Here is a 22,993-nt window from a genome sequence, read left to right as displayed (position 1 = left end):
TTCGTTAAAATTTAATAAGTGGTATCTAAGTCGTTTTGTTAAGAAACCTACAAGACCCTAAAACCTTGTAGGTTTATAAAATAATTCTCTTTTTTTTTTAAAACGAATATGAATTCATACACTAACTTGGTTTTTCACAACCTTTGCGGTTATAAAACCACCAATTGATAGTTGTTGCTAATGTAGTGAAAAGAATTAACCCAATAAAGAATTGATTAGCTCCGCCGTTAGCAGTAATGTTATTTCCAATTAATTTTGAAAAAATAAATGGTCCAAATGCCGCGATTGCTGCCGTCCAACCAATTACTCCTGCCGCCTGACGTTGATTTTCGGCAAAAATGATAGGATATTGTCTAAAAGTACCCGCATTTCCAATTCCAGTAAATAAAAACATGGCCAATATTATCCCAACAAACATCGGGAATTGCTCCATACTCGTTGGTGCAACCAATCCTTGGGTAACTAATAAAATAGCACCTGCTAAAATCCCCAAACCTGTAATTGTTGTCAAGATTGCCCCTCCCACTTTATCAGCAACAAAACCAAAAATAATTCTGCTGGCAGAACCTATAAGTGGTCCGTAAAAAGCATATACCAAAGGATCCGGAGCATCTGGAAAATCACCATATAAAAATTTAATCATCAGCGGAAAAGCAGCAGACAAACCTGCAAAGGTTCCAAAAGTCATTACATAAGTAATCGTACAATACCAAGTATGTTTATTGCTAAAAATATCCAATTGTTCTTTTATAGACGCTTTCATCGGAATACTTTTTAGGTAAAACCAACTGATGACTGACAATATCAAAAGGAAAGGTATGTACCAAAAAGCAGCCGATTGAATGTACACTTCCTTATTTTTTACCGCAGCATTTTCTGGACTAATTTTGTTTAATATTTTCTCGGCCAGTTTTGGATTGGCATTAGCAATCGCTTTCGATTTTACTTTTAAAGGCAGGGAGGCAAAAATAACCGCATTATCCTTAGAATTAATTGCGGCTGTAACTGAATCTAATATGGGTTTCTTAACATTAGATAAAATTTTAGTTTGCACTTCGGTGTCTAAAGCCGCGAAAACTTCTTTTTGTTTTTCAATACTTGAACTTTTAAAAACAGCTAACGTTTCTTTTGCATCTATACTTGTAAATACCGATGCCGCACCGTAAATACTAACACTAAGGATAAGTGGAGTAATAAACTGTGCCAACGAAACTCCAAAATTCCCAATACCCGCCTGTATTCCTAGAGCAGTTCCTTTTAATCTTTTAGGAAAAAACAAACTTGTACTTGGCATATAGGAAGAAAAATCTCCTCCACCAAAACCACAAGTAAAAGCTAATACAGCAAAAATCCAGAATGGTGTATTGACATCCATTACCGCAAATCCGATTCCAATTACGGGAATCAATTTAATAAAAGTAGCGAAAGTAACTACATGCCTAGTCCCGAATATAGGTAATATAAAGGTGTGAATAATTCTTAAAATTCCTGCTGCTAAACCAGGTATTGCAACCAACCAAAATAGTTGATCTTTTGAAAAAGAGAAACCAAGCCCTGGCAATTTAACTGCAATCACACTCATCATAAACCATGAGGCAAATGACAAAATCAGTGACAAAGTTGTTATTGTCAGCGTTTTCCAAGCGATTTTACTCCCCGCTTCATTCCAGAATTTTTCATCTTCCGGTTCCCATTTGTCTAGCCAAGTTTTCATGTTCTCTTTTATTTAAATTGATATTGTAATTTATGAATGACGTTGTAAATGCTCTTGATATAGTAATTTATAGCGCAATTTCTAATGATTGTGCTCGATTCCTCTTGTGAAGTTAGGCATTTTAGTTCTCATGATATTGATAATCGTTCTATGCATCCATAATAAACAAACGATAGAAATGATAAAAATAAAAATCCATGAACTTGTCCACAAACCTGTGAAATTAAGAAGGTATCCAAAAATTATTGGCCCAATAAAACCGCCCAAACCTCCTATTAAACCAACCATTCCTCCCACTACTCCTACTTCATTAGGAAAATATTCAGGAATGTGTTTGAATACTGCCGCTTTACCAATTCCCCACGATATTCCTATAAGAATAACCAGTATGACATAAACCCACATATTAGCACTAAATTTAATCTGGGTAATTCCTTTGGCTAAAAGCTCTTTCTTTTTTACCTCTTGATTTTGTTTGACCACAATTTCTTGCCAAGAAGTTTTTACGGGTAAAATTGCTTCTTCGCTCTCAAATGATATAGTTTTTGAATTTACTTTTTGCACTTTTTCATTTATACTAATTTGAGATGGAGACACTGCCGTAATAACTCCGCTTTCGGATGCCAAAACGCCCGGACCTGCTGTAGTAATTTCCATTTTAGGGAACATCAATAAAAAACTGATTGCAATAGACGAACCCAAAACCCAGTACATCACTTTTCTAGCTCCAAACTTGTCAGATAAATATCCCCCAAAAGCCCTGATGATTCCTGATGGTAAACTAAACATGGTGGCAAACATTCCTCCCATTACAAGAGACGTTTGGTAAACATTCATAAAATTAGGCAATAACCATTGAGAATACGCTACAAAACAACCAAATACTAAAAAGTAATAGGCTCCAAAACGCCAAACCCTAGCTGATTTTAATGGTGTTAAGAGTGTTTTAATATTTTTAGAATCACCTGCTGGTTTTTTATTTTTTGCGAATATGATAAAGAGTATCCCAATACTCACTAATACAGAAGCATATGTTATGGGTAACATTTTCCATCCATTTATGGGATCACTTTCAGAAAATCTATTTAATAAAGTTGGTGCCATAAAAGTAGTGATGGCAGCACCTGCATTTCCCATTCCGAAAATTCCTAAAGCTCTTCCTTGCCAATTTTGGGGGTACCAAACCGAAGTGTATCCGATACCAACGGCAAAACTGGTTCCTACTAATCCAAATAGAAAGCTCAATACAGCAAAACTCCAAAATGTATCTGCAAAAGGAAGTAAAAACAACGGAATGGAGCAAAGAAATAACAAGACAGAGAATATAATTTTACCTCCGTATTTATCAGTCAAAATACCAATTGGCAAACGAAAGATAGCTCCAGATAAGATTGGAATTCCCAGTAACCAGCCCACTTCTACCACGCTCCAATTGAATATGCCTTTGTCAACCAAAAATGTAACCAAAACACCATTTAAAGTCCAGCAGGCAAAACAGATGGAAAAGGCTAATGTGTTCAGAAATAAAATTTTGTGGGATTGCGATAAACTACTCATATAAAATCCATTTGATAATGATGTAAAATTAATCTGTTGCCACAACCAATAATATGATATTTGTCAGTCAGTCCATAAAAAGGAGCATTTTATCCTGTTTATTTTTTTTGTTTAACCCAAATTTACACACAAATAATTAATAACAAAACAATTACGTCTTTTTGATTGCTCTGAGAAAAAAAGTCTTTTAGAGGATAAAAAGCTGTATGTTGAAAAAAAATGTTTTTCATTAAATAATAGTAAAGCAGGTAAAAGGTACTTTCAAAATTAAAACAGATTAAAAAATCGAATATAGTGGGAGTAAATAATAAGAAAACAAAAAATTACTTTATAAGCTAATCAAAACAACTTGTTCATTTTATGGGAAAAATCAACCTCCAATTTTAATCATGCTCCTGTTCTGTGAAAACAATTTTGGATTTTGAAATTTGGCGTCATCATCCATCCCACCCCTCATCGCAAATTTTGATTTTATGTTTTGGTAAATCAGTGGTACAATATCTCCTCCGGCTCTTAAAGTGTCGAGCAGAGAAGTTTCGGTATTTGAGAAAAGACAGTTTTTTAGTTTACCATCGGCCGTGAGACGAATGCGGTTACACGAGCTACAAAAAGGATTTGTCACGGAACTAATCACTGAGAAACTTCCTTTGTAAGAAACTATTTTATGGTTTTTGGCAGTGTCATTTGGCTTGTCAATCATTCGTTCTACTTTTTCAACAGAATAATTATAATTGACTTGGCTAAGGATTTCGGCATAAGACACCAGTTTATCTTTGTTCCATTGGTTACCGTCAAAAGGCATAAATTCAATAAATCGGATTTGAATGTTGCGTTCTTTGGTCAATTCAATAAAGTCGACTATTTCATTATCATTGAACCCTTTTATCACCACTACATTCAATTTCAACTGAAACCCATTGGTGTCAAGCAATTCCAAATTTTCCCAAAATTTATCGAAATAATTTCTGCGCGTTACCTGATTGAACTTCTCTTTCTGTAGGCTGTCTATACTAACATTTAGTGTGGCTACTCCTGCTTCTTTAAGGGTATCTATAAAATCATGCACCAGAATTCCGTTAGTTGTTAAAGTGAGCTCCACTCCCAGTTTTCCCAATCTTTGAATAATGGCTGCGGCATCCTTCCTAACCAAAGGCTCTCCACCGGTAAGTCTAATTTTATTTACTCCCAAATTGACAAAAGTTTGTGCAATGGTAATAATTTCATCTGCAGTCATCAGATGCGCTTTTGGCGTAAGCGAAATCCCTTCGGCTGGCATGCAATAGGTGCATCTCAAATTACAATTCTCTGTAATCGAAATGCGCAAATAACTGTGTCCGCGTCCATGAGAATCCTGAATTTGAATGTTATTTTCCATGGTTGTAACCGTTTAGAAGTTTAAATAAATGCAAAACCGAAGGAAAAACGGCATCCATAGATTCACCCGCACCCGCAGTAGAACCGGGTAAAGCCATAATCAATGTATTTCCTTTAAAACCCACCACGCTTCTGGATAACATTGCATAAGGCGTACGATCCTGACCGTAGGAACGGATCGCTTCTTCGATACCCGGAATACGGCGATCGAGTAATGGAATTACGGCTTCGGGAGTTACGTCTCTATTTGACAATCCGGTGCCGCCAGTAATAATGATTAAATCCGTTTTTTGAGAACATAATGTATTGATGGTGTTCTGAATATCCAAAACCTCATCCGGAATAATGATATAGTTGGAAACTTCTAATCCTAAGTTTTTGATTTTATCCGAAATTACTTTACCTGCTTTATCTTCTTTCTTACCGCTAGAAACACTATCCGAACACACCATGACTGCAACCGAAAGATTTTGGACTTCTTTGTTACCATAATCGGATTTCCCTCCTTTTTTGTGCAGTAGTTTTATCGTCGAAATTTCCACCTTCTTATCAATCGGTTTGAGCATATCGTACATCGTCAATGCCACGATAGATGCGCCGTGCATGGCTTCGACCTCAACGCCTGTTCTGTAAATCGCTTTCACAGTCACTTCTATTCGAACCTCATCATCCAAGCATTCAAACTGGATTCCAGTAAATTCTATCGGCATCGGGTGACAGTCTGGAATTGCGTTTGAGGTGTTTTTTACAGCAAACAAACCCGCCGTTCTGGATACTTCCAGCACGTCGCCTTTTGGGACGGTTTTATCCAAAATGGCTTGCATAGTTTCTAGTGAACCTAGTTTAACAATAGCTTGGGCTGTTGCCGTGCGCTGGGTAATTATTTTATGGGTGATATCTACCATTTTTTATTGTTTTGGGCCACAAATGACACGAATTATACAGATTTTTTGTTGAGTACATTAAATTAGCAATACCTATTAAAACTTAATCTTACTAAATTTTTGCTCCGTTACACTTAACAAAAAAACACTCGAATTGATGCTATAAAAATCTGTGTTTATCTGTTTTATCCGTGATATCAGTGGTCTATTTTTACGTGTTTTTTTTCCAAGTATACGATTCGTCTTCAAATAATTCCTTGCCAAAAACGGCAGTTTTCTCTTTTATATCTTCGACCAAAAATTCTAAAGCTTCGTAAACCACTTTTCGTCTTGGTGCCGATACAAAAACAAACAAACAGATTTCACCTGTTTTCACCGTGCCCAAACTCTGGTAAATGTGCAAACATGAAAGCTCATATTTGGCAAAAGCCGCCTCTCGAATTTCATGGAAAGTTTGCTCCGCCATTTCCTCATAAGCTGTATAATCTATAGCTACAACCGTTTTTCCTTCAATCACATCAGCGCGAACTTGTCCTAAAAAAATATTATGGGCGCCAATAGTTGTTTTACTTTGGTGCTTTGCAATCGAATTTCCTATAAATTCCGCGGATATAGGGCCTTGAATAAAGGATGTTTTTTTAGGTTTTTCTGTTGACATTCTTATATTATTTTAATTTTATATTTCTATTATTTATTGCCATTGATTATTGCTATTGTCAAGGATTCAATTCCATTTTCAAGATGCGAAACCCGTGTAAATCCTTCTTTTTCCAAATGGGCTAATGCCAACTGACTTCGTTGTCCGCTTTGGCAAAACAGCACGATGGATTCCTCCTTATCTAGTTGATTGCAATAGTTTTCCAGTGCGGCAAGAGGTACATTGACAACGTTTGCTCCCTTCCATTCCGGTTCTTCGTAGGCTTCCCTAATGTCAATAACCAAACAATTCTCCTGAAGGCATTTTTCTAAAAAAGCTTCTCTATCTAAAGCCTTTATTTCAGTATTTTCTTGGTTTAAAATTTTCAATCCGTTGGTACGTCCTTTTTCTATCGCTGCGGGATTCTTATCAAAATCAACTAATTGTGTTTGAAAGTGCAATCCATCATAAATCAATAGTTTCCCCGACAATACGGATCCAATTTCAAGGATTATTTTGAGCACCTCTGTAGCTTGAAATGCCCCCAACGTATTGGGCAAAATTCCTAAAACTCCTGATACAACGCAGTTAGGAACCACTTTTAAACTTTCGGTTTCTGGAAAAAGACAGCGGTAACTTGGACCGTTTTTATAATTGAACACCGAAACCTGCCCTTCAAATCTATAAATCGAAGCGTAAACTACCGGAATATTTTTGGTCACCGCCACATCATTAATTAAGTAGCGGACCCCAATCGAATCGGTACAATCAACAATGATTTGGTAATTGCCAATGATTTCGAAAGCATTTTTTTTGTTAAAAAACTCAGAAAATACAGTAACATCCACATCTGGGTTTAATAGCAAAATAGCTTCAGCTGCTGTAGCTGCTTTACTTTTTCCGCAATCTTTTAAGGTGTATAAGAACTGACGGTGCAGATTGGTTTCCTCCACCACATCCCCATCCACAATTCCGAGGCTTCCCACACCAGCAGCAGCCAAATTTTGTAGCACAGGACAGCCCAAACCACCTGCTCCAATTACTAAAACGTGAGCGTCACGTAATTTTTGCTGTCCTAAAACTCCAATTTCCGGAAGAACTATTTGTCTAGAATAGCGTGTTGTATTTTTCATTTATATTACTTCAATTCTTTCGAAACACATTAATCAAATTATTTGAACTATATAAGGCGTCTAAGAGCATTTAAGCTGTTTGTATTTTAAAGTTTCATACGCTCTTTAGTTTTCTTACCTAACTTATATGGCTTATATGGTTAAAAAAACTCCTTTTTTTATCCCCCTGCAAAAGGAGGCAAAAAAGCAATTACATCCTGATGTTTTATAGTTACGTCCATCCCCGAAATTGTCTGATTTACAGCTATGGAATAACTGTTTTTTTGCAATTCCTGATAAACAGATTCCATTTTTAATTTCAAAGAATTCACCGTCAGATTAGATTCATCCAACACCAACTGCTCTTCTTTCTTCTTGGTTATATCAGCCAATACTCCAAAATATTTAACGTTTAGAATCATAATTGTATTTTTTGATACTCTTTCGGAGTATTTATATTTTGTACCTGATCACTCCATTTTTCAGGAATCAGTAGTGTTTGATGTGTTACTTCATTAATTACCTGACGCAACCTTAGCTGATTTTTTTTTAATTTTTCTTCAAAAATAGTTCCTAAGGATTGGTCATAAATTGCAATAAGCGGATAGGCTTTGTCCTCCAATTGCACTTGGGTCATTCCATAAGAATCATCCCGATTTTCAAATATCCAAAGCAATAGATCCGTTGAAACTAAGGGCGCATCCACGCTTAGTATAAAATTCAGCTTTGTTTCAGTTTGTTGCAAAGCGGTATGAATTCCGCCCACTGGTCCTTTATCCGGAACGATGTCTTCTATGCGGGTATATCCTAAAAAATCATAATCAGCATTCGAGGAAACAATCACAATATTCTCACCCACAATAGGTTTTACAGCTTCAAAAATATGACTTACAAATGGTTTTCCGTTCAAAAGCAACAAGCCTTTATCGGTTCCCATACGTTGACTTTTCCCTCCAGCCAGAATGAATGCTGTAATTTTGTCTTTCATTGGTATCTCTTTTTCCTCCCCTTACCCGCTCGTTCGTTAGGCGAGACGAAATGGAAATCTATAATTTAGTATCTTATCTTTTAACACAATCTTTTCACTCTATTCTTTTTTCTTCCCTATTTAAGCCGTTGCGTATAATTTATAAATTGCTATTCCAAGGACAAGCGCGAGTACATTTTTTAAAATAACAGAATTAAATTTCTTGCTTCCGTAATAAGCGCCAAAAAACCCACCTACAAAAACAATTCCGATTAACGGAAACGATGATTCAGGCAAAACGCCTCCCTTTAACAGGAAACCCGAAATTCCCGAAATGGAATTCACTAATATAAATAAAGCCGAAACGGCAGCTGTTTGTTTCATGGTTCCCCAGCCTAAAAGGATGATTACAGGACTCAAAATTATTCCGCCTCCAATTCCTATCAAACCCGACAAAAAACCTATTACTGCTCCTACAATTAAGGCGGCATATAGATTCAATGGCGTCATCTCCTTTTTTTCTTTACCCAAAAATCCTACTAATCTCAGTACTGCAAAAAACAACACTGTCGCTAGAATTACTTTATAATAAAACGTAGGAACGGTAAGATATCCTCCTAAAAATGAGAACGGAATAGATGTAATGGCAAAAGGATAAAACAGATTCCATCTGAATTTTTTCTCCCGGTAATAAAAATAAAAGGAAATTCCCGAAACCAAAATATTAAGCACTAAAGCAGTTGGCTTCATAAACGTTATCGGGAAAGCGAATGCGCTCATCAAGGCCAAATAACCGCTCGCTCCCCCATGGCCAACACTGGCGTATAAGAAAGCTACTATTGGCAATAGCAGTAATAACAAAGGCATGTCTAATAAATCAGCCACCGTCATAAGGAATGTTTTTTGAGTTGTTCGTCCAGAAATTCCCAGCAGGCCACATTGATGGCTTCAAAAGAGTCTATAAGTGATTTCCCATAAGGAGTAAGTACTGTACCGCCGCCTTTGTTTCCGCCTACCTGCGTTTCTATCAATGGACTCTTGGCCGCTTTATTGGAGGTATCCACTAGCTTCCACGCTTTTTGATAGGATAAATTCATGACTTTGGCGGCCTTATTTAAAGAGCCCGTTTCTTCAATCAGTTTTAACAATTGAACCCGACCTTCACTGATAAGAATCCTATCGTTGGTTTCAATCCAAATTTTGCTCTTTATTTTCAAAACGAAATTTCGTTGCGTTATACTTTTACAAATATAACGAAAAGAACCGTAGCTTAAATATGATAAATGTCAACTTTTGTTCCTTTTTCTAATTCGTATTCACCCTCGGAAAGATACAAAAGACCTTTTGCTACCGAAAAAGTATTGAGCATAGAAGAATTTTGATGCGATAAAACACTTGCTTCATCATTAACAATACTTGCCTTAAGAAATTGACTGCGGGTATTACGTACAGAATAATCATGAGCCAAAGAAATCCTTTTTGACGTATTGTAGTGGGTTGCTTTTCCGGAAATTATCGATATCGTTGGCAATACATACACATAAAAGCAGGTCAAACAAGCGGCGGGATTTCCAGGCAAGGCAAAAATTATTTTATCCTGCAATTTACCGGCAAAAAGCGGTTTACCCGGTTTTTGGTTTACTTTATAAAAAAGCGTTTCGACCACAAGCTCCTTTAAAGCACGGGCCACAAAATCATAATCGCCAACGGATATACCACCAGAAACCAACACTACATCATTAGCAGATAAAGCATCGTGTAGTTTGTTTTTGGTATTTTCAAAATCATCGTTAACTTCATATAATGTAATCAAATCAAAATTGGCGTCGCTTAAAGCAGATTGAAGCATGATGGCATTGCTTTCATATACTTTTCCGTATTCTAAGGTGTTGCCGGGTTTTACCAATTCATTTCCTGTGATAACAATCCCAATAGTTGGTTTTTTATAAACCTTTACCGAAGTGAAACCAAGACCTGCCAAAAAACCAATCGCGGCAGCATTGAGAACGGTTCCTTTTTCTAATGCCAAATCACCTTCCGAAATTTGCTCTCCGATAGGTCTTACATTAACTCCTGATTTTGGTTGTTCTTGAAGATGCAATATTCCTTCCTTTACCAAAGTTTTCTCAATTTGGATTACCGTCTGAGCCGAATCCGGAACGGCAGCTCCCGTGAATATCTTTATCGCCTGACCCGGAAGCAAAGTCATTTGGTGTGTATCTCCCGCCTTTATCTCCCCGATAATATCATATTCCAAAGTATCATGCAAACAAAGTGCAAAACCGTCCATCGCCGATTGCCTGAATGGTGGCATATTAATGGGAGAATGAAGTGCCTGCGACAAAACGTGATTTCGGGCCTGAAGTAACGTATATTCTACTTCTTTAGATTCTCGTAAATTATTTTTTAGTATCGAAAAAGCGTCCTGAACTGAAACCATATTTTGTGTTTTATTTAAATTCAAAAATACGATTCAAAAATGATTTTCCATCTTGTATTACCCATATTATTTTAGACTTTATCTTATTTGTATGAAACAAAGAAAGGCTGTGCTAACCAACACAACCTTTCTAAAAACTAATAAACGAACTCTCTTTATTTTAAACTAAACAATCTAGGACTAAATGAAACCATTACCCAAGCCCAATTATTGGTATTGGCGGCATCAGCAACATTTTTTAATCTTTCTAAAGTTCCAGAAGCAAACATTTGAGAGTATCCCGCTGAAGCCACAATATCCTTCTGAATAGTGTAACTGGCAGTAAAATCAAGTTCTGTCCCTAAATAACTGTCCATTTCATTATTGGAAGCATCCAAAACAGTATTTGGCGCATTAAAAACATGTGGCATCAACGTAAATTGCCATTTATTAGACGTATAATTTAACTTTAAATAAGCATCTTGCAATCCCACACTATTTTGATGATTTCCTACATAAAAATAATCCATGAAACCATTAAAACCATGGTTGGTTCCAAAAATTGGACTAAACGATTTTATATCAGAACTACTATCATTTTGGTTTTTACCCGAAAGATATTCATATCCTAATCCCGCTTTGAATGTATTGGTGACCGCATAACCAAGGAACGCTCCTGCATACCAGGCGTTCACCTTTTTGTCGGCGCTTTTTCCAGTTTGTCCGTAAGCTCCAAAATTAGTATCCCATTTTTTTTCCTTGAAAGAAAGATACGTACCGAAGGTTTGTTTGTAATCTATTTCTAAATTGCCAATGGTTTTTTCAAATTCATATCCGGTATTTAACAGTAGTAAACTCAAATTTAATTTGCTAAACTGAGTATGATACCATGCATATTGCAAGTTTTTGTAGTTCGTCGTGTAGGCGATTTTCGGCTCCAATACATTTTCTGCATTGGCATTCAAAGCAAAACCTAAATCCAATTGATGATTCTTAGGATGAAACGTAATTACTGCAGCATCATGACTTTGTCCTTGTTGCGCCCAATCAATTTCTCCAAAAATACGCTGATTGTCATACGAAATCACTTGGCGACCTAATCGCGCACTCCATTTGGCATCAAAATCATATTGTGCCCAAGCTTCAAATAAAGCAATTCCGTTTTTATCAACTTGTGTTGTTGTTACCACATCACCCCAAGTACGAATGTTCTGAAAAGTCAATTTGGCTTTTAATTTTTCTTGCTTGTAATTAAAATTTAATCGGGAACGTTGCGATACAAATGAGGTTGCCATTTCGCCATTTGGCATAAGGCTTTTAAAACCGTTTCGGTATTCGTAACGCGGTCTGAGTTGCAGATTGGCATCCAACTCTTGGGCATAAGTCCCAATGCTTACCATTCCTAAAAATGACAAACCAATTATTTTAAGTAGTTTCATGTTTAATTTATTTTTTGAGCTTCCTCAGTAATCTTTTGAATAGTTTGGTCTGAATTGACACCTAAACCTTCCTGTTGATAGGCTAATTCCCCGTCAGTATTAAATACACTTATGATGTTGGAATGGGAGAATTCCACTGGCGCTATTTTTTTATAATTTACAGCCAAAACTGCGGCAAATTCTCTTGTATTTTCTTCTGATGAGCGTAAGAAAACCCATTGTGGACCGTCCATTTTATTTTCAATGGCAAATGCTTTCAAACGTTTGGGCGTATCTACAGCGGGATCGATGCTCACTAAAACCAATGTCACATTATCCTTAATTTTATTGGGCAATCTTTGTTCTATATTACGCATATCTGCCACTAATCTTGGACAAGCAGACTTACAAGAAGTATAAATCATTACCATAACAAGCACTTTTCCTTTCAAATCTTTCATTTCAAGATTTTCACCTTCTTCATTCGTCCATTTTGAAGGAAGATTATAAATGGATAAATCCGAAATAGGTTTGTCTATTGTTTCTGCTTTTGATTTATTAACACAAGATTGAAGTGATAAAAGAATTAAAAGGAATCCTAAAAAGAGTATTTTACAGTTGTTTTTTTTAGTTTTTATATTTGAAAAATTCGCTTGTTCTGATAAGCTGGAATTGTGAGTATTTGATTTCATTTCTGTTGTCATTTGAGTTGATTTTGAGCGCTACTTTTTATCTTTCGCACATCGAAAACCAAGGTTTTTAGTAGTAAATCGTGCCTTAAGACTTCCTCTGAAAGCATAACGCATAAAAGCGGCATAATTCATTAAATCTGTTGCATTGACAGAACCGCTTCCGCAAAATAGATTCCGGTCTGTATCCTTATCTTTTCTGGATTCCCCGGAAAGAAAAACACTATTGAAATCGGCTGTCCATTCCCAAACTAATCCATGCATATCATAAACACCCCAATAATTTTTGAAGGTGCGGCCTACCGGATTCGCATAGGTTTTTGGTTTTTCATACCAAGACAAGATGTAATTATTAAAACTTTCTTTAGTACGTGCATCAATTCGTTTTTCATCTGCCATAGCGACATATTCCCATTCATCCATAGTGGGTAATCGTTTTCCTTGGCACTCACAATATTTTTTGGCTGTAAACCAAGAAATATTCGTTACCGGAGCAGTACTTAAATTGGCAGCACCATAATTAAAATCACTTTCCCATTGCGATAAGTAACTTTTATCAGCAAAAATACCTTTCATTCTAGAGCGACTGTTTTCTGGATATTTCTTTAAAAATTCCAAAAACTGGGCATTGGACACCGGATAAATATCAAGGCTGAAAGCTTCAACTTGTACTGGTTTTTTACTTGTAGCTCCATAAAGGGGAACAAAAGTCCCCCTTTCAATAGAAGCCATTTTAACAACTTGAGACCATAACGATGATGTAATAAGAAACAAAAATATGGGCAAAAATCTTTTCATATTATACATGGCTATTTTCTTTTAGGTTGTACGAATTATTTTCTTTGGGCTTTTACCATTGCCGGTGTAACCTTGGTTTTATTATTTCCCCAACTAGCGTAAGCATACGTCATTGCATCCGCTATCTGTTGATCACTTAATGCTTGTGCGGGCATAGCGCCACTGTATTTCTTACCATTTACGGTAATCGGTCCAGTTAATCCTTTTACGACTCCTTTTATAGCGCGATTCACATCTTTATTTAAGTAATCTGATTTGGCTAAAGGAGGGAAAGCACCCGGAATTCCTTGCCCGGCAGCTTGGTGACAAGCGATACATGTTTTTGCATAAATTGCTTTTCCTTTTTCTGCGCTTTGACTGTATCCTTGTAAAGCCAATCCCATCATTCCGATACATAAAATATACTTTTTCATTTTATTATAATTAATGTTAAATACTTATTTTAATTTGAATTAATTCCCATTTTTATTCATGAATATCTTTTACTTTTGGAACCACTTTTCCTCTCAACGTTTTTACCATTGCTGGAGTTACAACCGTTTTATTATTTCCCCAACTATCATAGACATAAGTCAACACACTTGCAACTTCATCGTCAGTCAAATTTTGACTGGTCATGATGTTATTGAATTTTTTACCATTTACTTTAACTTCTCCACTTAATCCGTGTAAAACCGCATTTATTGCTCTTTCAGGATTAGCGTTTAAGAAATCTGATTTGGCTAATGGAGGGAATGCGTTAGGAATTCCTTGCCCTTCTGATTGGTGACAAGCTAGACAGGTTCTGCCGTATAGTTCTTTTCCTGCTTTTACGTGTTCAGCTACCGTTTTCACTGCAACGCTTTTAGTTGCACCTTTCACCTTAGGCATATTTTGAATAGTACCACCTTCCGGTAAATAAATTCCTTCTTGGGTAGTTCCGGAATAGACGTTTTTATTATCCTCACCTTCTACTTTTAGCATTCCTAAGGCTCCTTTGTTGAAAGCTCTAAAAATGGAGTGATCCACCAGAATAAATGTACCGGGAACTTCTACTTTAAATTCTACTATTGCAGCGCCACCAGCCGGTATCAAAGTTGTTTGGACATTTGTGTTAATCAGATCACCACCTTCAATATGAACTTTATCGAATATTTCACCAATTGCGTGGAAAGAAGACACTAAGTTTGGTCCACCGTTACCCATATAAATACGTACTGTTTCTCCTTTTTTGGCTGTTAACGATTTATCTCCTGTTAACGCTCCTACTTTACCATTAAACACTACGTAATCAGGTTGCTCTTTGATGGCTTTATTCATATCAAATGGCTGAGACCCTTGTTCTCCATAATTCCCTTTTGTATAAAAATCCCCTTGCATGATGTAGTATTCTTTATCAACTGGAGGCAAACCACCTTCAGGTTCCACTAAAATCAAACCATACATACCGTTTGCAATGTGCATCCCAACAGGAGCTGTAGCACAATGATATACATACAAGCCTGGATTCAATGTTTTGAAATTGAATACTTTTTCATGTCCCGGTGCCACTAATGAAGAAGTTGCTCCTCCACCAGGTCCTGTTACCGCATGTAAATCTATATTGTGCGGCATTTTATTATCCGGGTGATTTTTCAAATGAAATTCTACCTCATCACCAACTCTTGTTCTTATAAAACTTCCAGGAACTGATCCTCCGAAGGTCCAATAGGTATATTTAACACCATCTACCATTTCGCCCTCTTGCTCTTTTATTTCCATGTTCACCACTAATTTTGTGGCTGCACGATCGCCCACTGGTTTTGGAACAAAAGGAGGTGCAGTAAGCTGTGCTGTTTTTTGACCTTCTACCTTAATACTCTCATAATATTTTGCGTCTTTTTCCTCATTTTTAGAACAAGAGAACAGACCAAGGGCTACAAAAAAAGCAATGGCCACTACCCTGCTCTGTTTGTTGAAATTTAATGTAATTTCCATAATAATTTAAGTGTTAAATTAATCGTGATTTATAGTGTAAAAATAAAAGATACTTATGTCCTTTATTATGACATTTGTCATGTTTTTAACTTTTATTTAAGACTTGTTTCTACAAAATTATACCTAAAACAATCAGTGCTAAAACCGCAATCACACTCACTTTCCAAAAAGAATTTGCTTTTTTAAGTTCCATGAATTCGAAAGAAACTAAGAGAAATTTCAATACGGATAATCCCATAATTAAAACAATTGCAAGTCCGGAAACGGACATTGTATTAGAAATAAAAGCCGTTGAAGCCGTCAATACAATTAATAAACCATAAGTAATAAAAAGTGTCTTTTTCATTTTCTAAAAAATTAAGTATAATACGGGAAACAGCAATAACCAAATCAAATCACACATGTGCCAGAAAGAAGCACAAGCTTCAACATCATCAATACCGGTATCTGAATTTTTTTTCATCATTCCATGGTTGGTCCAAATTAAAATCACCAAACCCATAATAACATGAATCAAATGAAATATAGTTAACATCCAATAAAAAGTAAAAAACATATTGGTATCCAATGTAATCCCCGAATCTATTTTATGATAGTATTCAACTCCTTTTAATAGTAAAAATAGTGTTCCGCCAATCATAGTCAATTTAAAATATTGAGAAGATTTAAAACGGTTATTGCTCTTAAATTCCAAAACTGCATTGGCCATAAAAAAACCACTGGTCAATAAAAAAATAGTGTTTATTGCTCCAAAAGTGCTGTTGAGTTGCATCCGTGACTGATGAAACAATTCAGGTTGCTCTTTTCCATAATATACAAAAGCAACAAGTGCCATCCCGAAAGTAAGAAGTTCCAGAAAAATAATAATCCACATCAAAATACCTCCTGGAGGATAGTAGATGTTTTTGTAATCGATTTTGTGTGTGTTCATTTTATAGAATTGTATTTATAGTGTTATTTGAGTACTTCATTGTTTTCTAAAAAAGCTACTTTTCCATTAGTAATATCATAATAAGCGCCAATGATTTTTATTTCTTTATTTTTTAATTGATGTTCTAGTGTCGCACTTTTTTGTATAATTTTTTCAATGGTCAACACAACATTTTTTCTTGAAGTATCATCAATGGTGTAGTCCGATAATGGATACGTTTTGTGTGGATTTATGGATGGTTTGATTTGTGAGGTGAGCTGGGTCAAATGTTCTAAACCAATATTATCAATTGCGCCTTGAACTGCACCGCAATAATTGTGTCCTAAAACCACGATAAGCTTGGTGTGTTTAATTGTAGTGGCAAATTCCATACTGCCTAAAATGTTATCGTCTTCAATATTACCGGCAACTCTTGCTACAAAAAGATTCCCTATACCTTGGTCAAAAATAATTTCAGGAGGAACCCGTGAATCAATACACGTTAAAACCAATGTATGCGGGTGTTGTTCCTTTTTTGTAAGATCAATTTCATGCGCATAATTGAGATGAACGGACTTATTTTCTAAAAAACGCAAGTTGCCATTTTTAAATCCGCAATCGCTTCATCAGGAGTTTTTATTTCAAGATGATGTTCTTCTGCTTTTTCATTTTTAAAAAATATGAAACTGAAAATAATCAGTGCAAAAAATGGACATAATACAAATAAAAACTGTGTTCTTCGGTTATTGCGTTCGTATTTTGGACACATATACTTGAAATTTATTTTATTAACCCAGCGTTTTAAAAATAACCTCCCCTTCACAATTTATGAGTTGGAATCTATTGGAATGCAAAGAAGAGGTTAAAAATAATGGCTATTTTCACAGTAAAATTACTCCCAGTCCAACAATCGTTTTTCACCTTCTATTTTCTTGATATCGGTAATATCCTGCGACATTTCAATGACACCTTTGTAGTTCTTATCAGCATCTCTGACTGCAAAATAGCGGATGTAAATCAGACGTTCTTTATAATTAATCCAGAAAGAAGATTCATTTTGTGTTCCTTTTCTAAATTCATCCAGGATTTTAAGCACAGTCCCAACACTTTTTGGTGGATGACAAAACTTGACTTCACGACCAATAATTCCGGCACTTCTGGGAAATACGCGTTCTTCTCCACGATTATAGAAAATCACTTTGTCGTTTTCATCCACATAAGTCAAATCTAACGGCAGGGTTTTAAAAAGTAAATTAACTTGCTCCACCGTCATATAACCCTCATCATAATGAGCGGTATTTTCGAGCGAAAAAGAGATTTCTCTTTTCGTAAAATCTTCACTTGGGTGAATGTATTCTTGTTTTGGATAAGGAGCAGGAGCTTGTGACAGCATCCAGCCTATTTCTTCCTCGCCTTTACGCATTTCAATCCAGTCGGCTTCAGTAAGTAGTTCTAAGGCATTTGGAAATAAAACCGCTTCTTCCATCTGCATCAATCGGTCGATTCCATTGACCAGAAAAGGAGTATTGATACTAATTTTCTCTGGATTATTCATTTTAAGATAATATTGAATCAAACGGAATTGCTCTCTTAAATTATCATGAAAGGACCACATTCCTTGAGAAGGACCGTTCCATCCTTTTTTTTCTAAAAATGGAAAAAGCTGATTTTCTTTACGGGCAAATCGTTTCTCGATGGTTTGAAGCTGATTGAATATATTCGTATATTTCTGTAAATCATTCTCAGGATTTACAGCTGATAATTCTTCTAAAAGTGCATGAATAATGTCGTTTTCCTGAAAGTAAATCTGAACCGGATGTCCTTCGGGAAGTGTTGTGGTATTGGAAATATCGTTCATTATAGTATTTATTTTTGATGTTTAATTTTTTCGTACAGTTGCACCAAGGAACGCAATAGTTCGACTGGTGTTGTTAGAATTTGATAGTGATTTTGCCCGAACATTTGCGGCAGATAATATTTTGCCTGGGCTTCAATAGCCAAAGCATAGGAATTAATATTCCTGTTATTGAGTTCTCGAAGTGCTTGTTTCACATCATTGACGCCATACTTTCCTTCATATTTATCGTAATCATTGGGTTTTCCGTCAGAAATCAGGATAACCCATTTATTTTTAGTGTTTCTTTTATCGAGTCTTGCGCCGGCATGTCTCAAGGCGGCTCCAATTCTGGTATAGCCATTGGGTTCTATCGCTCCAATTTTATGTTTGGCGATGTTCCAGTTTTCATCAAAATCCTTTACCGTTAAATAGGTCGAAAAATTTCGTGTTTTGGAGTAAAAACTATCGATGGAAAAATCAATATTGAACTCGTTTAAGATTTCTCCAAAAAGAATAGAAACCTCTTTCTCCACATCAATAACACGATTTCCTGCAGCATATCCATCACTGGAAAGGCTAATATCCAAGAGGATTAAAATCGACAAATCCTTCTCTTTTTTTCGATTTGAAATGTATATATTTTCAGATGGCGTTCGTTTCGAATGAACGTCAATATACAAATCCGTAATGGCGTCAATATCAAATTCGTCACCTTGTGTCTGGCGTTTTTGCTGTTGCATTCTGTTATTGACATTGGTCAGCATTTTTCGCAAACCCAATAAGGTCGAAGCATTTTTTGCAATGGTCTTTTTATAGTAATTAGGGTTCGTTTTCTGTTGTGATTTCGGATACACTTTACAAAAATTTTCTTTGTAAATACGCTTGCTAAAATCCCATTCGTTATAGGTAAGATGGAATCCTTTGGCATCAATTTCGGCACTTTCGGAGATGGAAGTGTTCTCAATAAAATCAGATTGATAAACGGAATGTGCCGTATCATCTACCCGAACCGTGTATTTCATATTCAACTCTTCCAATGCTTCCTGATGCTCTTCTAATTCGTCCGAACCATCAAAGTCACGCCAGGTTCCATTGAATTCTTCGGCAGTTTCCACTTTTTCAAAATTGTGAAGCAAGACATAATCTTCCTGTTGTTTTTTATCGACCTCAACAGTAATCACTTCTTCTACCGCTTTTGATTTCAAAGTTGTTAAAGCCTGATTTTCATTTGCTTTTTTGGTTTTATCAGAGAAATTTTCGAGAATGGTATTGCTGTTTTTTTCTATTTCATTTTGCATCCATTTGCCATACAGCCAAGAAAAATCAGGAGTATTTTTTCCGTTTTCCTTTTGAATGAAATGCAGTTTTGTTTCGGTATGAAATTTTTTATCGATAGAAAATTCTTCAAACAAAATGGTCAGAACAGTTTCAGATGTTTCAAATGCTTTCTGTTGTGAAAGGGCCAAAGGCTGGTCTTTTTCTTCTAAAGTCCAATTCAAATTCAACCGCTGTTGTACGCTCAGATACAAAATTCTAAAAAGATAAAAAGTAAGGTTGTCTTTTTTCGTAGGTAATTTGGAAAAAGAAATGGGAAGGAAAAAATTATTGTTTTTATATCCTCCTTCTCTTTCGGCAGGGAAAATTTCGATTGGTTTACCCGTCAAAGCACGAGCCAAAATAGTCAATCGAGGTTTTATGTCATTAAGCGTTACAGTTCTTGCAGTAATTTCGGGATGTATCTTTTTACTTTTTTTTAAGTGTCTGAATAACTTCCCAACTATATATTCGTCTATTTCGAAACCCATTTTTTTCTGATTTAAATCATCAAATCACACAAATCTTTCAATGCTTCCACCGTTTGTAAATCATCGGTTAACGGTTCTACAATAGCCACATGAACCGACAATCGTTTTGGAAGACCTGAATGAATAATTTTGGCGGCATCCACTAAAAGTCGGGTCGAAACGGTTTCTGTCAACCCCAATTCAGTTAGGTTTCTGATTTTGTTTCCAATGGCTACCAGTTTTTTGGCGACAACAGGATCAACATTTGTTTCTTTTACCAAAATTTCAATTTCAATTTTCGTTTCCGGATATTCAAAAGAAACGGCAATAAATCGCTGACGAGTTGATGGTTTTAGTTCTTTAAAACCTCTTTGATAACCAGGATTAAAGGAAGCAACCAACATAAAATCGTCATGCGCTTTTACGGTTTCGCCTAATTTGTCAATGAATAATTCCCTTCTGTGATCCGTCAGGGAGTGAATGGCTACAATAACATCTGGTCGCGCTTCGGCGATTTCATCCAAATAAATAATCGCTCCTTCTTTTACGGCAGTGGTTAATGGTCCATCCAACCAAACTGTTTCGGCACCCTTTATGATAAATCGGCCAATTAAATCTGTTGAAGAAGTTTCTTCGTGACAACTAATCGTGATGATTTTTTTATCCAATTGATGTGCCATGTATTCCACAAAACGGGATTTACCGGTTCCGGTTGGTCCTTTCAACAGGAAAGGTATTTTGTTTTTATAGGCATGTTCAAAGACCTCTTTTTCTTTGCCTACGGCGTGATAATAGGGTGTATTTATTAACATTTTTTTTATTTTATAAAAAAAAACCAGAACACAATAACTATTGTTTTTTCGGAAATGCAATTCTAAAAAACGGTTGTTAAAGCATTCTGGAAATTTTATTTAAGTATTTCGTTACACGAAAAAGGTTTCAGTTTTAAATCACTGTTTTCCCTTTTTTCTCACTTGTTCCTGTTAGATTTTCAATTATATGACCATCAATTTTATACCCATCTACTCTATGTCCTTGATTGTCTGTTTCAAGAGCTTCATCTGTAGGTCTGCCGTATTTGATAAAATCAAAAATAAACAGACCAATTCCTATGGTAAACATGGTAGCACAAATAAGAAGCACTACAAAATGGATGCTGATTTCACTTTGAACAACCATAAAATCCATTTTCATTTTTCGTTCCATATACACTTGAGCAACTCCGGCAACTCCAAAGGCTACGGTCATCCCCAAGATTCCAATATTAGATAGCCAAAAAGCCATCATACCTTGCGAACTTTCGTAACGTTTACGTCCCGTTAAATTGGGTAAAGCATAACTAATCATCGCTAGAACAATCATCGCATAAGCGCCCCAGAATGCATAATGAGCGTGCATTGCTGTCACTAAAGTTCCATGCGTATACAAGTTTGTTTGTGGCAAAGTATGTGCAAAACCAAGTAATCCAGCACCTACAAAAGAAACGATAGCTGAACCGATTGTCCAGAATAAAGCAATTTTGTTTGGATGACTTTTTTCCCCTTTTCTGTACATGTTCACGGCAAATAATGCCATCGCTAAGAAAGCCAAAGGTTCCAAGGCAGAGAAAATACCACCAACGATCAACCAAATTTTATTTACTCCAATGTAGTAGTAGTGATGCCCTGTTCCCAAAACTCCGGAAAGAAAGGTAAGACCAACAATTACGTACAACCACTTTTCGATAACTTCTCTGTCCACTCCGGTTAACTTGATCAATAAGAACGAAAGGATACCTCCCATAATTAATTCCCAAACACCTTCAACCCACAAGTGAACCACCCACCAACGGAAAAATGAATCCATTACCTGGCTGTCAAACCAAATCATTCCGGGTATATAAAGCAAGGCTGCAAAAAACAATCCCATTGATAGTACTAAAGCCGTAGTAGTTTGTCGCTTTCCTTTGAAAAGAGTCCCCAAAATTATGAATAAGAACAGCAGTACATTTACAACTACTAAATAGTCTAATTCTCTTGGAATTTCAAGAAATTTTCTTCCTTCCCAATGGTTGAAGTGAAAACCAATTATGGTAACAACACCAACAATAGCTAAGGATATCAGTTGAACATAAGCCCATTTCACGCTTATTAATTCGCGTTGCGCCTCTTCGGGAATAATGTAATATGCCGCACCCATAAAACCGGTTAACAACCATACTACTAACAAGTTAGTATGCACCGCTCGTGCCACGTTAAAAGGGATAATTTCATGTAATCCTTGAATTCCTATTCGGTCAAAGCCCATGATAAAGCCATAGACAATTTGCAGGGAGAACAAAAGCATGCATAATGCAAAAAACCAGTAGGCTACTTTTTGTGATTTATATTTCATTTTTAAAAATTTTAATTATTTTCTTTAGCTAAAGGGGAAACGATTCGGTCGAAACCATTTAAATCCAATTTTCCAATCCATTGGAAGTAGGCTACCATGGCATTGGCATCCGCTTCATTCATTTTATAAGCTACCATTTTTCGTCCATTTGGTGCCCAAGGAACTGGCGACATCAAAACCGCTTTGATATATCCTTCGCCACGACGATCCATCACTTTTGTCAATTCGGGAGCATAATACCCTCCTTCGCCCATAATGGTATGACAGCCCATACAATTGTTGGTTTCCCAAATTTCTTTTCCTCTCACTACCTCTTTGGTAATCTTACTGTAGTTTGTTTGGTCATTCCTTGGCATGAACGAATAAATGGTCAATCCTATAAAGATTAAAAAGGTGACCAATGTTCCTCCTAAAAAAAATGCTCTTGCCTGTGATTTTGAAAGCATAAGTATCCGTTTTTGTTAGTTAATAAATGTACTCTAATTTAAATAAAGGACAAAAATGTCTTTTATTTGTTTATTGCAAATTAATGTCATTAAAAAAAGCTAAAACATGATAAAAGTC

23 protein-coding genes and 1 pseudogene are annotated in these 22,993 nt (G+C 36.0%); all 24 read right to left on the bottom strand.

The features are described 5' to 3' along the window. Window positions 1–121: 121 nt before the first annotated feature. Window positions 122–1,714, bottom strand: a complete 1,593-nt coding sequence (locus tag FPG59_RS03055) for an MFS transporter (RefSeq protein ID WP_086453152.1) — start codon at window positions 1,712–1,714, stop codon at window positions 122–124. Window positions 1,715–1,795: 81 nt separating this feature from the next. After that, window positions 1,796–3,271 (bottom strand): nitrate/nitrite transporter, encoded by a 1,476-nt coding sequence (locus FPG59_RS03050; RefSeq protein WP_086453151.1) that lies wholly within the window; start codon window positions 3,269–3,271, stop codon window positions 1,796–1,798. Window positions 3,272–3,641: 370 nt separating this feature from the next. Further along, complete coding sequence (gene moaA / locus FPG59_RS03045; RefSeq protein ID WP_086453150.1) at window positions 3,642–4,646, bottom strand: GTP 3',8-cyclase MoaA; 1,005 nt, start codon at window positions 4,644–4,646, stop codon at window positions 3,642–3,644. Further along, window positions 4,636–5,550: a bifunctional molybdenum cofactor biosynthesis protein MoaC/MoaB gene (gene moaCB, locus FPG59_RS03040; protein ID WP_086453149.1), complete on the bottom strand. Its 915-nt coding sequence runs from the start codon at window positions 5,548–5,550 to the stop codon at window positions 4,636–4,638. Before moaCB ends, moaA begins: the two co-directional genes overlap by 11 nt. Window positions 5,551–5,740: 190 nt before the next feature. Further along, a complete protein-coding gene (locus FPG59_RS03035) occupies window positions 5,741–6,187 on the bottom strand; it encodes a molybdenum cofactor biosynthesis protein MoaE (RefSeq protein ID WP_086453148.1) in 447 nt (148 codons plus the stop codon). A gap of 29 nt (window positions 6,188–6,216) precedes the next feature. After that, window positions 6,217–7,299, bottom strand: a complete 1,083-nt coding sequence (locus FPG59_RS03030) for a ThiF family adenylyltransferase (protein ID WP_086453147.1) — start codon at window positions 7,297–7,299, stop codon at window positions 6,217–6,219. Between the two features lie 158 nt (window positions 7,300–7,457). After that, entirely contained in the window at window positions 7,458–7,700 is a 243-nt protein-coding gene (locus FPG59_RS03025; RefSeq protein WP_086453146.1) for a MoaD/ThiS family protein, read from the bottom strand. Next, the gene (locus tag FPG59_RS03020) at window positions 7,697–8,266 is read right to left on the bottom strand and encodes a molybdenum cofactor guanylyltransferase (protein WP_086453145.1); all 570 of its coding nucleotides are present in this window, start codon (window positions 8,264–8,266) and stop codon (window positions 7,697–7,699) included. Before FPG59_RS03020 ends, FPG59_RS03025 begins: the two co-directional genes overlap by 4 nt. Window positions 8,267–8,386: 120 nt before the next feature. Beyond that, on the bottom strand, window positions 8,387–9,136 hold the full coding sequence (locus tag FPG59_RS03015; protein WP_086453144.1) for a sulfite exporter TauE/SafE family protein: 750 nt from the start codon (window positions 9,134–9,136) through the stop codon (window positions 8,387–8,389). Next, window positions 9,133–9,462, bottom strand: coding sequence for a winged helix-turn-helix domain-containing protein (locus tag FPG59_RS03010; RefSeq protein WP_243698885.1), 330 nt, complete (start codon window positions 9,460–9,462; stop codon window positions 9,133–9,135). The genes FPG59_RS03015 and FPG59_RS03010 overlap by 4 nt, the downstream gene beginning before the upstream one ends. Window positions 9,463–9,515: 53 nt before the next feature. Then, the gene (gene glp, locus FPG59_RS03005; protein WP_086453142.1) at window positions 9,516–10,685 is read right to left on the bottom strand and encodes a gephyrin-like molybdotransferase Glp; all 1,170 of its coding nucleotides are present in this window, start codon (window positions 10,683–10,685) and stop codon (window positions 9,516–9,518) included. Between the two features lie 155 nt (window positions 10,686–10,840). Then, entirely contained in the window at window positions 10,841–12,103 is a 1,263-nt protein-coding gene (locus FPG59_RS03000; RefSeq protein WP_086453141.1) for an alginate export family protein, read from the bottom strand. Window positions 12,104–12,105: 2 nt separating this feature from the next. Next, a complete protein-coding gene (locus FPG59_RS02995) occupies window positions 12,106–12,786 on the bottom strand; it encodes an SCO family protein (protein ID WP_243698886.1) in 681 nt (226 codons plus the stop codon). Window positions 12,787–12,804: 18 nt separating this feature from the next. After that, the gene (locus FPG59_RS02990) at window positions 12,805–13,503 is read right to left on the bottom strand and encodes a formylglycine-generating enzyme family protein (protein ID WP_243698887.1); all 699 of its coding nucleotides are present in this window, start codon (window positions 13,501–13,503) and stop codon (window positions 12,805–12,807) included. A 101-nt stretch (window positions 13,504–13,604) separates the two neighbouring features. Further along, window positions 13,605–13,910 (bottom strand): annotated as a pseudogene (locus FPG59_RS02985) (cytochrome c); the annotation flags it as partial. A gap of 124 nt (window positions 13,911–14,034) precedes the next feature. Next, the gene (gene nirK, locus FPG59_RS02980; RefSeq protein ID WP_086453138.1) at window positions 14,035–15,525 is read right to left on the bottom strand and encodes a copper-containing nitrite reductase; all 1,491 of its coding nucleotides are present in this window, start codon (window positions 15,523–15,525) and stop codon (window positions 14,035–14,037) included. A 109-nt stretch (window positions 15,526–15,634) separates the two neighbouring features. Continuing rightward, window positions 15,635–15,871 (bottom strand): cytochrome C oxidase subunit IV family protein, encoded by a 237-nt coding sequence (locus FPG59_RS02975; protein ID WP_086453137.1) that lies wholly within the window; start codon window positions 15,869–15,871, stop codon window positions 15,635–15,637. A 3-nt stretch (window positions 15,872–15,874) separates the two neighbouring features. Further along, window positions 15,875–16,456, bottom strand: a complete 582-nt coding sequence (locus FPG59_RS02970) for a cytochrome c oxidase subunit 3 (RefSeq protein ID WP_086453136.1) — start codon at window positions 16,454–16,456, stop codon at window positions 15,875–15,877. Between the two features lie 23 nt (window positions 16,457–16,479). After that, window positions 16,480–17,031, bottom strand: coding sequence for a carbonic anhydrase (locus FPG59_RS02965; RefSeq protein WP_086453135.1), 552 nt, complete (start codon window positions 17,029–17,031; stop codon window positions 16,480–16,482). Between the two features lie 296 nt (window positions 17,032–17,327). Next, window positions 17,328–18,293, bottom strand: coding sequence for a DUF438 domain-containing protein (locus tag FPG59_RS02955; protein WP_086453133.1), 966 nt, complete (start codon window positions 18,291–18,293; stop codon window positions 17,328–17,330). A gap of 8 nt (window positions 18,294–18,301) precedes the next feature. Then, window positions 18,302–20,077, bottom strand: coding sequence for a nitric oxide reductase activation protein NorD (locus tag FPG59_RS02950; RefSeq protein WP_086453132.1), 1,776 nt, complete (start codon window positions 20,075–20,077; stop codon window positions 18,302–18,304). An 11-nt stretch (window positions 20,078–20,088) separates the two neighbouring features. Then, the gene (locus FPG59_RS02945) at window positions 20,089–20,868 is read right to left on the bottom strand and encodes a CbbQ/NirQ/NorQ/GpvN family protein (RefSeq protein ID WP_086453131.1); all 780 of its coding nucleotides are present in this window, start codon (window positions 20,866–20,868) and stop codon (window positions 20,089–20,091) included. A 133-nt stretch (window positions 20,869–21,001) separates the two neighbouring features. Continuing rightward, window positions 21,002–22,429 carry a cbb3-type cytochrome c oxidase subunit I gene (locus FPG59_RS02940; RefSeq protein WP_086453130.1) on the bottom strand — a complete coding sequence of 476 codons (1,428 nt, stop codon included), beginning with the start codon at window positions 22,427–22,429 and terminating at the stop codon, window positions 21,002–21,004. 11 nt (window positions 22,430–22,440) lie between these two features. Then, window positions 22,441–22,875, bottom strand: coding sequence for a cytochrome c (locus FPG59_RS02935; protein ID WP_086453129.1), 435 nt, complete (start codon window positions 22,873–22,875; stop codon window positions 22,441–22,443). Between the last annotated feature and the right edge of the window lie 118 nt (window positions 22,876–22,993).

The sequence above is a fragment of the Flavobacterium sp. FPG59 genome (genome assembly GCF_002150205.1).
GTDB lineage: Bacteria > Bacteroidota > Bacteroidia > Flavobacteriales > Flavobacteriaceae > Flavobacterium.
Note: the sequence above shows the minus strand (reverse complement) of the source record. Positions and strands in the feature narration are given on the sequence as shown.